The organism is Pseudonocardia ailaonensis (assembly GCF_039531635.1).
In the GTDB taxonomy this organism is placed as follows: Bacteria; Actinomycetota; Actinomycetes; order Mycobacteriales; family Pseudonocardiaceae; genus Pseudonocardia; species Pseudonocardia ailaonensis.
In genome coordinates, this window is record NZ_BAAAQK010000028.1 from 496,234 (window position 1) to 507,043 (window position 10,810).

The following is a 10,810-nucleotide window of genomic DNA, read 5'->3' on the forward strand; positions in this document are numbered from 1 at the left end:
GGTACTAGCAGGACGACAGTTGAACGATCGAGTATGGCAGGCCGGTCGCGGCCGTGGGGGGTGCCGCGGGCGGGCCCGACGACGTGCCCACCCGCGGCCGTGCCGGACCGACAACGCAGAAGGGGCCGGTCGCGCTCAGCGCGACCGGCCCCTTCTCGGCTACCTGCTAGCGCTAGCGGTAGTCGCGACCGAAGTCGTAGTCGTCCAGCGGGACCGCGGCACCGGTGCCCGTGCCGAACACGTCGGGGCTGTAGTAGCCGTCGTCGTAGCTCGGCAGCGCGTAGGCGGCCGCGCGGGCCTCCTCCGTGGGCTGCACCTGGATGTTGCGGTACCGGCCGATCCCCGTACCGGCGGGGATCAGCTTGCCGATGATCACGTTCTCCTTGAGCCCGACGAGCTTGTCGCGCTTCCCGTTGATCGCGGCATCGGTGAGGATCCGGGTGGTCTCCTGGAACGAGGCCGCGGACAGCCACGACTCCGTGGCCAGCGAGGCCTTCGTGATCCCCATGAGCACCGGACGGCCGGAGGCCGGCTCGTTGCCCTCCGCCACGACGCGCCGGTTCTGCGTCTCGAAGTCGCCGCGCTCGGCGAGCGCGCCCGGCAGGAACTCGGTGGCACCCGAGTCGATGATCGTGACCCGGCGGAGCATCTGCCGGACGATGACCTCGATGTGCTTGTCGTGGATGTCCACGCTCTGCGTGCGGTACACCTTCTGCACCTCACGCACGAGGTGCAGCTGCACCTCACGCGGGCCCATGACGCGCAGCACCTCGTGCGGGTCCGCCGTGCCCTCGAGGAGCAGCTGGCCGACCTGGACGCGGTCACCGTCGCGGAGCGGGCGCTCCTCGCCGTTGTCGTTCGTCATGGCGAGCCACTGACGCTTCGACAGCTTCTCGTAGACGATCTCCTCGCCGCCGTCGTCCGGCGTGAGGGTGATCTTCCAGAAGCGGTCGCCGTCCTCGATGCGGATGCGGCCGTCGACGTCGGCGATCGGCGCCTTGCCCTTCGGCACCCGGGCCTCGAAGAGCTCGGTGACACGGGGCAGACCGGTCGTGATGTCGTCGCCCGCGACGCCACCCTGGTGGAAGGTACGCATCGTCAGCTGCGTGCCCGGCTCACCGATGGACTGCGCGGCGACGATGCCGACGGCCTCGCCGACGTCGACCAGCTGGCCGGTCGCCATCGAGCGGCCGTAGCACATGCCGCAGATGCCGGTACCGGACTCGCAGGTCAGCGCGCTGCGCACCCGGATCTCCCGGACGCCCGCCGCCACGAGGGCGTCGAGCGCGGGATCACCGAGGTCGCCACCCTTCTCGACGATGACGTTGCCCGCCGCGTCCCGGACCTCCTCCGCGGAGCACCGGGCGTACACCGACGTGCGGATGTAGCGGTGCGGGATCAGCGTCCCGTCCGCCGTCTCCTCGGTGACGGCCATGGCGACCGCGCGGGAGGTGCCGCAGTCGACCTCGCGCACGATGACGTCCTGCGAGACGTCGACCAGACGACGGGTCAGGTAGCCCGAGTCGGCGGTCCGCAGCGCGGTGTCCGCCAGGCCCTTCCGGGTGCCGTGCGTGGAGATGAAGTACTCCAGCACGGACAGGCCCTCGCGGAAGTTCGCCTTGATCGGGCGGGGGATGTACTCACCCTTGGGGTTCGCGACCAGACCACGCATACCGGCGAGCTGCCGGACCTGCGTCATGTTGCCCGCGGCCCCGGACTTCACGATCAGCGGGATCGGGTTGTCCTCGGGGAAGTTGTCCTCCATGGCCTTGGCGACCTCTTCGGACGCCTGGGTCCAGATCTTGACCATCTCGTCGTTGCGCTCCTGGTGGGAGAGCGCGCCGCGCTGGTACCGCTTGTTGACCTGGTCGGCCTTGAGCTCGTACCCGTCGAGGATCTGCTGCTTGCTCTCCGGCACCACGACGTCCGAGATGGCGATCGTGACGCCGGAGCGCGTGGCCCAGTAGAAGCCCGCGTCCTTGAGCCGGTCGAGGACCTGGGCGACCTCGGTCATCGAGTACTGCTCGGCCAGCTCGTTGATGATCTTGGCTTGAGCCTTCTTGGGCAGCGCGTCGTTGATGAACGGGTAGTCCGCCGGGAGGAGCTCGTTGAACAGCACGCGACCGAGCGTGGTCGAGGCCTTCCAGACCTCACCCTCCGCCAGCTCCGTGCCCGCGATCGGGGCGACCCCGGGCAGCCGGATCTGGATCGGCGCCTGCAGGTGCAGGGCCTTCCGGTCGTAGGCCATGATCGCCTCGGCCACCGAGCCGTAGGAGTGACCGTTGCCGGTCGCGTCCTTGCGCTCGCGGGTGAGGTGGTACAGGCCCGTGACCATGTCCAGACGCGGCATGGCGAGCGGACGACCCGACGCCGGCGACAGGATGTTGTTGCTCGAGAGCATCAGCACCCGGGCCTCGGCCTGGGCCTCGGCCGACAGCGGCAGGTGGACCGCCATCTGGTCACCGTCGAAGTCCGCGTTGAACGCCTCGCAGACCAGCGGGTGCAGCTGGATGGCCTTGCCCTCCACCAGCTGCGGCTCGAAGGCCTGGATGCCGAGGCGGTGCAGCGTCGGCGCGCGGTTGAGCAGCACGGGGTGCTCGGAGATGACCTCCTCGAGCACGTCCCACACCTGCGAGCGGCCGCGCTCGACCATCCGCTTGGCGGACTTGATGTTCTGCGCGTGGTTGAGGTCCACGAGCCGCTTCATCACGAAGGGCTTGAAGAGCTCCAGCGCCATCTGCTTGGGCAGACCGCACTGGTGCAGCTTCAGCTGCGGGCCGACGACGATGACCGAACGGCCGGAGTAGTCGACGCGCTTGCCGAGCAGGTTCTGGCGGAACCGGCCCTGCTTGCCCTTGAGCAGGTCGGACAGCGACTTGAGCGGCCGGTTGCCCGGGCCCGTCACCGGCCGGCCGCGGCGGCCGTTGTCGAACAGCGCGTCGACGGCCTCCTGCAGCATCCGCTTCTCGTTGTTGACGATGATCTCGGGCGCGCCGAGGTCGATCAGTCGCTTGAGGCGGTTGTTGCGGTTGATGACCCGGCGGTACAGGTCGTTCAGGTCCGACGTGGCGAAGCGGCCACCGTCGAGCTGCACCATGGGGCGCAGGTCCGGCGGGATGACCGGGACGCAGTCGAGCACCATGCCCATGGGCGAGTTGCCCGTGGTCTGGAACGCCGCGACGACCTTGAGGCGCTTGAGGGCGCGGAGCTTCTTCTGCCCCTTGCCGCTGCGGATGATCTCGCGCAGCTTCTCGGCCTCGGCCGGGATGTCGAACGTCTGCAGCAGGTTCTGGATCGCCTCGGCGCCCATGGCCCCGGTGAAGTAGTCCCCGTACCGGTCGTACAGCTCCCGGTAGAGGCCCTCGTCCGCGATGAGCTGCTGGACGTCGAGCTTCGCGAACGTCGTCCAGATCTCGTCGAGCCGGTCCAGCTCGCGCTGGGCACGGTCGCGGAGCTGGCGCATCTCGCGCTCGCCACCCTCCTTGACCTTGCGGCGGACGTCGCTCTTGGCGCCCTCCGCCTCGAGCTCGGCGACGTCCGCCTCGAGCTTCTGGGCCCGGGCCTCCAGGTCGCCGTCGCGGCGCTGCTCGACCCGCTTGCGCTCCACGCTCATCTCGTTCTCGAGCGTGGACAGGTCCTGGTGGCGCAGCTCGGTGTTCACCGAGGTGATCACGTAGGCGGCGAAGTAGATGATCTTCTCGAGATCCTTCGGCGCCAGGTCGAGCAGGTAGCCCAGCCGGCTCGGCACACCCTTGAAGTACCAGATGTGCGTGACGGGGGCCGCCAGCTCGATGTGGCCCATCCGCTCACGCCGCACCTTGGCGCGGGTGACCTCGACGCCGCAGCGCTCGCAGATGATGCCCTTGAACCGGACGCGCTTGTACTTGCCGCAGTAGCACTCCCAGTCCCGGGTCGGACCGAAGATCTTCTCGCAGAAGAGTCCGTCCTTCTCGGGCTTGAGGGTGCGGTAGTTGATGGTCTCCGGCTTCTTGACCTCGCCGTGCGACCACTGGCGGATGTCCTCGGCGGTAGCCAGGCCGATCCGCAGCTCGTCGAAGAAGTTGACGTCGAGCACTAAGTCCTCAGTTCCTTCGGTAGTGGACGGATCGGGTCAGTTGACGACGTCGTCGACGGTCATCGAGTCGCTGCCGGGGCGGCTGGACAGGTTGATGCCCAGGTTGGCCGCGGCGCGCTCGAGGTCCTCGTCGTCGGTGTCGCGCATCTCGATGGCGGCACCGTCGGAGCTGAGCACCTCGACGTTCAGGCAGAGCGACTGAAGTTCCTTCAGCAGCACCTTGAACGACTCCGGGATGCCCGGCTCGGGGATGTTCTCCCCCTTGACGATGGCCTCGTAGACCTTGACCCGGCCCACCACGTCGTCGGACTTGATGGTGAGCAGCTCCTGCAGCGTGTAGGCCGCGCCGTACGCCTGCATCGCCCAGCACTCCATCTCCCCGAAGCGCTGGCCACCGAACTGGGCCTTACCGCCGAGGGGCTGCTGAGTGATCATCGAGTACGGGCCGGTGGAGCGCGCGTGGATCTTGTCGTCCACCAGGTGGGCCAGCTTCAGGATGTACATGTAGCCGACCGCGACCGGGAACGGGTACGGCTCGCCCGAGCGCCCGTCGAACAGCTGCGCCTTGCCGTCCGGGCCGACCATGCGGTTGCCGTCGCGGTTGGGCAGCGTCGACGCGAGCAGCCCGGTGATCTCGTTCTCCTTGGCGCCGTCGAACACCGGCGTGGCCGTGTTCGTGTTCGGCGGCACGGAGTAGAGCTCCTCGGGCATCTTCGACGCCCAGTCGGGCTTGCCCTCGATCTCCCAGCCGGACTTGGCGATCCACCCGAGGTGGGTCTCCAGGACCTGGCCGATGTTCATCCGTCGCGGCACACCGTGCGTGTTCAGGATGATGTCGACGGGCGTGCCGTCCGGCAGGAAGGGCATGTCCTCGGCGGGGAGGATCTTGCCGATGACGCCCTTGTTCCCGTGCCGGCCGGCGAGCTTGTCGCCGTCGGAGATTTTGCGCTTCTGGGCCACGTACACGCGGACCAGCTCGTTGACGCCCGGCGCCAGCTCGTCGTCGTCGTCGCGGGAGAAGACCCGGATGCCGATGACCTTGCCGTTCTCGCCGTGCGGCACCTTCAGCGAGGTGTCGCGCACCTCGCGCGCCTTCTCGCCGAAGATCGCGCGGAGCAGGCGCTCCTCCGGGGTCAGCTCCGTCTCGCCCTTGGGCGTGACCTTGCCGACCAGGATGTCGCCGGGCTGGACCTCGGCGCCGATCCGGATGATGCCGCGCTCGTCCAGGTCCGCGAGGACCTCCTCGGAGACGTTCGGGATGTCCCGGGTGATCTCCTCGGCGCCGAGCTTGGTGTCCCGGGCGTCGATCTCGTGCTCCTCGATGTGGATCGAGGTGAGCACGTCGTCCTGCACGAGGCGCTGCGACAGGATGATCGCGTCCTCGTAGTTGTGGCCCTCCCACGGCATGATCGCCACGAGCAGGTTCTTGCCCAGGGCCATCTCACCGTTCTCGGTGCAGGGGCCGTCGGCGAGCACCTGGCCCACCTCGACCCGCTGCCCCTCGTCCACGATGGGCTTCTGGTTGTTGCAGGTGCCCTGGTTGGAGCGCCGGAACTTGTTCAGCCGGTACGTCTGCCGGGTGCCCTCGTCCGCCATGATCGTGATGTAGTCGGCGCACAGCTCCTCGACCACACCCGCCTTCTCGGTGACGACGACGTCGCCGGCGTCGACCGCGGCGCGCAGCTCCATCCCGGTGCCGACCAGCGGCGACTCGGAACGCAGCAGCGGCACGGACTGGCGCTGCATGTTCGCGCCCATGAGGGCACGGTTCGCGTCGTCGTGCTCGAGGAACGGGATGAGCGCGGTCGCGACCGACACCATCTGCCGCGGCGAGACGTCGATGTACTCGACGCCCTGCGGCGTGATCAGATCGACCTCGCCGCCCTTGCGGCGGACCAGGACGCGGTCCTCGGTGAAGGAGCCGTCGTCGTTGAGCGGCGCGTTGGCCTGCGCGACGACGTAGCGGTCCTCCTCGTCGGCGGTCAGGTAGTCGATCTGCTCCGTCACGACGCCGTCGACGACCTTGCGGTACGGCGTCTGGATGAAGCCGAACGGGTTGACCTGCGCGAACGTGCTCAGCGAGCCGATCAGGCCGATGTTCGGGCCCTCGGGGGTCTCGATGGGGCACATGCGGCCGTAGTGCGACGGGTGCACGTCGCGGACCTCGAAGCCCGCCCGCTCACGGGACAGACCACCCGGGCCCAGCGCGGACAGACGCCGCTTGTGCGTCAGGCCGGCCAGCGGGTTGTGCTGGTCCATGAACTGCGACAGCTGCGACGTGCCGAAGAACTCCTTGATCGCGGCCACGACGGGCCGGATGTTGATCAGGGTCTGCGGCGTGATCGCCTCGACGTCCTGCGTCGTCATGCGCTCGCGCACGACACGCTCCATCCGGGACAGGCCCACGCGGACCTGGTTCTGGATGAGCTCGCCCACGGTGCGCAGGCGGCGGTTGCCGAAGTGGTCGATGTCGTCCGTCTCGACGGGGATCTCGGTCGCCCCCGTCGGGTCGGAGGAGGCCTTCATCGAGGTCTCGCCGGCGTGCAGGCGGACGAGGTACTCGATGGTGGTGGCGATGTCCTCCTCGGTCAGCGTGCCGACCTTGGTGGGCTCCGCCAGACCGAGCTTCTTGTTGACCTTGTACCGGCCGACCTTGGCGAGGTCGTAGCGCTTGTCCTTGAAGAACAGGTTCTCCAGGAGCGTCTGCGCGCTCTCGCGGGTCGGCGGCTCGCCCGGGCGCAGCTTGCGGTAGATGTCGAGCAGCGCCTCGTCCTGCCCGGCGGTGTGGTCCTTCTCGAGCGTCGCGAGGATCGTCTCGGAGAACCCGAAACGCTCCTGGATCTGCTCGGTGGTCCAGCCGAGGGCCTTCAGCAGGACGGTGACCGGCTGCCGGCGCTTGCGGTCGATGCGCACACCGACCGTGTCGCGCTTGTCGACGTCGAACTCCAGCCACGCACCCCGGCTCGGGATGACCTTGACCGAGTAGACGTCCTTCTCGGTCGTCTTGTCGATGGCGTGGTCGAAGTAGACACCGGGCGAGCGCACGAGCTGCGACACGACGACGCGCTCGGTGCCGTTGATGATGTAGGTGCCCTTGTCGGTCATCACCGGGAAGTCACCCATGAACACCGTCTGGCTCTTGATCTCGCCGGTGGTGTTGTTGGTGAACTCCGCGGTGACGAACAGCGGGGCGCCGTAGGTCATGTCCTTGTCCCGGCACTCCTCGACGGAGGCCTTGACCTCGTCGAAGCGCGGGTCCGAGAAGGACAGGGACATGGAGCCGGAGAAGTCCTCGATCGGAGAAATCTCCGTGAGGATCTCCTCGAGACCACCGACCGGGCTCTCGTCGCCCGCGTCGATCCGGCGCTGGAACCACGCCTCGTCGCCGACCAGCCACTGGAACGACTGGATCTGCAGGTCGAGAAGGTCGGGAACCTCGAGCGGCTCGGCGATCTTCGCGAAGGAGACTCGAGTGGGTGCGCCAGGGAAGTTCGGGTTCGCCGATACGGCACTACCCGGGTTCGCAGTGGTCACGGTGGCGCGGGAGACAGCCAAGATGCGTCCTTCCGAGAACTACGCTCTCGTCTGGCGAATTCGGCCCCCGAAGCGCTACCGTCTCGAACACGCCACTCCGGGTGCGGAGGCCGGGCGGGCGCGGTCAGGTGTCGCCGGGGAGCTGGACTCGCCGTCTGTTGTCAGTGCGCGACCGCCGACCCAGGTCCGCCGAGCACACTGACGGACGAACGACCCGGTGCAGAATCTCCGACTTCTCGTCGACTCTGTGGCCGGTGGACTTCCGACAGCGTGCACGCCGAACCTGGACGGAGGCAGCGCAAAGAGTCAGACTAGCTGCGAACGCAGCGACTGTCGAGACAAGTAGCTCAGCTCACCAGGGTCAGCCAAGCACCGTGACGTAAGAGTGACCCTGGAGGCGCACCGCGTCAAGACCGTACGCGTCGGTAAGTGGTCCGAAATGCAGGATGACCGGCAATCTCGTGGCCCGGGGCACCGTGGCCGACTCCCGGGCGCCCCTCCGGACCCTTCGTCGCCCGACGAGAAGTTCACTCGAACGGAGCAGTGACTCCGGGGCCCGAGGAGAGTTTACGCCCGGGGCCCGGGGGGGTCATGATCGGTGTCAGTCCCTTCCTCAACGCTGACGGAGGCGCACCGTGACCGGTGACGACGACCGCCCCTGGCTGGCCCGCTACGACCCCGGGCAGCCCGACTCGATCACCCTCGACCATCCGGACATGCTCTCGCTGTTCCGGGCGACCGTCGCCCGGGCCGGGGAGCGGGACGCGCTCCGCTACTTCGACGGCCGGATCTCCTGGGCCGAGCTCGACGAGCTGTCCGACGCCCTCGCCGCCGGCCTGCTCGACACCGGCCTGTCCCCCGGCGACCGGGTGGCGCTCTACCTGCAGAACGACCCGCAGTACGTCATCGCCCTGCTGGCCACCTGGAAGGCCGGCGCCGTGGCGGTGAACGTCAACCCGATGAACCGGGAGCGGGAGCTGAGACTGCTGCTCGACGACTCCGGCTCGCGGGTGCTGGTGACGTTGGAGAACCTGTACCGCGACGTCGCGGCGTCGGTGGTCGGCGACACGGCCGTCCGGACCGTCGTCACCACGTCCGAGCTGGAGTTCCAGAGCCGCAACGACTCCCGGCTCCTCGGCGGCGTCACGCGGATCGCGTGCGAGGGCACCGTCGATCTCGTCGGGCTGGTCGAGCGGTTCCGGGGGCAGCGGCCCCCGTCGGTCTCCCCCGCCCCGGAGGACACCGCCGTCCTGACCTACACCTCCGGCACCACCGGGCCGCCCAAGGGCGCCATGAACACCCACGCCAACCTGGTCTTCACCTCCCAGGTCTACCGCGGCTTCTGCGAGCTGAGCGGCGACGACGTCATCCTCGGCGTGGCGCCGCTGTTCCACATCACCGGGCTCGTCGGGCACGTCACGGCGGCGATGCTGCTGGGGGCGCCGCTGGTGCTCACCCACCGCTTCGAGCCCTCCGCCGTGCTGGAGACGATCGCGGCCGAGCGGGCCACCTTCACGGTCGGCTCGATCACCGTGTTCATCGCGCTCATGAACGCCCCCGGCGCCTCGTCGGACGCGTTGGCCACGCTCACGAAGATCTGGTCCGGCGGCGCCCCCATCCCGCCCTCGACGGTCGCCGCGTTCCGCGACACCTTCGGCCAGTACATCCACAACATCTACGGCCTCACCGAGACCACCTCGCCGTCGCACTGCACGCCGGCGCACGCCGAGGCGCCGGTGGACCCGACGAGCGGCGCCCTGTCGGTGGGGGTGCCGGTCTACGACACCGTGGTGCGGATCGTCGGCGAGGACGGGCAGGACCTGCCGCCGGGCGAGGTCGGCGAGATCGTGACGACCGGGCCGCAGGTCGTGAAGGGCTACTGGAACAAGCCCGAGGAGACGGCCCGCGCACTGCCGGGGGGCGCCCTGCACACCGGCGACGTCGGGTACATGGACGCGGACGGCTGGTTCTACATCGTCGACCGCAAGAAGGACCAGATCAACGTGTCCGGCTACAAGGTCTGGCCGCGCGAGGTCGAGGACACCCTCTACGAGCACCCGGCGGTGCGGGAGGCCGCGGTCGTGGGGGTGCCGGACGAGTACCGCGGCGAGACCGTCAAGGCCTTCGTCAGCCTCCGCCCGGGGACCGAGGCCACGGCCGAGGAGCTGATCGCCTTCACCAAGGAGCGGATGGCCGCCTACAAGTACCCGCGCCAGGTCGAGTTCCTCGACGAGATCCCCAAGACCGCGAGCGGCAAGCTCCTGCGCCGGGAGCTGCGGCCGCCCGCACCGTGACCGGGCACCGATGGTGCCGACGGGGGGCGGACAGGCCTCGTTGCCAATTTACCGGACGGCCACTTATCGTGCGAGCACGTTCGCCCGGCAGCAACCACACGTGAGGTTCAATGTCTCGCTTCGAGAGCAAGGTCGCCCTCGTCACCGGCGCAGCATCGGGGATCGGCGCCGCGACCAGCAGAAAGCTGGTCGAGGAAGGTGCGCGGGTCGTCCTCTTCGACGTCAACGCCGAGACACTGGCCACCGCGGCGAAGAAGTTCGGGGACCAGGCCGCGGCGGTGGTCGGCGACGTCCGGTCGGAGGCCGACATCGAGAAGGCGGTGACGGCCGCGGTCAGCACCTTCGGCAGCCTCGACCTGGCCTTCAACATCGCCGGGACGACCCGCATCGGGGCCATCGTCGACATCGACCCGGAGGACTGGAAGTTCACCGTCGACGTCATCCTCAACGGGACGTTCCTCACCACGAGGCACGCAGCCAGGCAGATGTGCGCCCAGGGCACCGGCGGGGCGATCGTGAACGTGTCCTCCCTGAACTCCTGGGTTCCGCTGCACGGCGGAAGCGCGTACGCGGCGGGAAAGGCCGCGGTCGACGCCCTGACGAGGAACGCCGCCCTGGAGCTCGGCGCCCACGGCATCCGGGTCAACGCGGTGCTGCCCGGGCTCACGGACACGCCGATGATCGCGCGCATCCTGGCCGCGGAGGAGCTGGCGAAGGACTTCGTCGACCGGGTCGTGCTGGGAAGGCCGGCGCGTCCGGAGGAGATCGCCGACGCGTGCGTGTACCTGGCCAGCGATCAGGCGAGCTACATCACCGGGTCGAGCCTCGCGGTGGACGGCGGCTGGAACATCTCGAACTACCCGAACCTCTCGACGTACGCCCCGGGCTGAGCCGGAAGACGAACGGC

4 protein-coding genes are annotated in these 10,810 nt (G+C 68.7%); 2 read left to right on the top strand and 2 right to left on the bottom strand.

Annotated features, from left to right (window positions below; genetic code table 11):
* Positions 1-172: 172 nt before the first annotated feature.
* Positions 173-4,075, bottom strand: a complete 3,903-nt coding sequence (locus tag ABD324_RS34800) for a DNA-directed RNA polymerase subunit beta' (protein WP_344427308.1) — start codon at positions 4,073-4,075, stop codon at positions 173-175.
* 36 nt (positions 4,076-4,111) lie between these two features.
* Positions 4,112-7,630: a DNA-directed RNA polymerase subunit beta gene (gene rpoB, locus ABD324_RS34805; protein ID WP_344427311.1), complete on the bottom strand. Its 3,519-nt coding sequence runs from the start codon at positions 7,628-7,630 to the stop codon at positions 4,112-4,114.
* Between the two features lie 614 nt (positions 7,631-8,244).
* Here rpoB and ABD324_RS34810 point away from each other — a divergent pair.
* Together ABD324_RS34810 and ABD324_RS34815 are read left to right on the top strand one after the other, a co-directional pair.
* A complete protein-coding gene (locus ABD324_RS34810) occupies positions 8,245-9,903 on the top strand; it encodes a class I adenylate-forming enzyme family protein (protein WP_344427314.1) in 1,659 nt (552 codons plus the stop codon).
* A 110-nt stretch (positions 9,904-10,013) separates the two neighbouring features.
* Complete coding sequence (locus ABD324_RS34815; protein WP_344427316.1) at positions 10,014-10,793, top strand: SDR family NAD(P)-dependent oxidoreductase; 780 nt, start codon at positions 10,014-10,016, stop codon at positions 10,791-10,793.
* Positions 10,794-10,810: the final 17 nt, after the last annotated feature.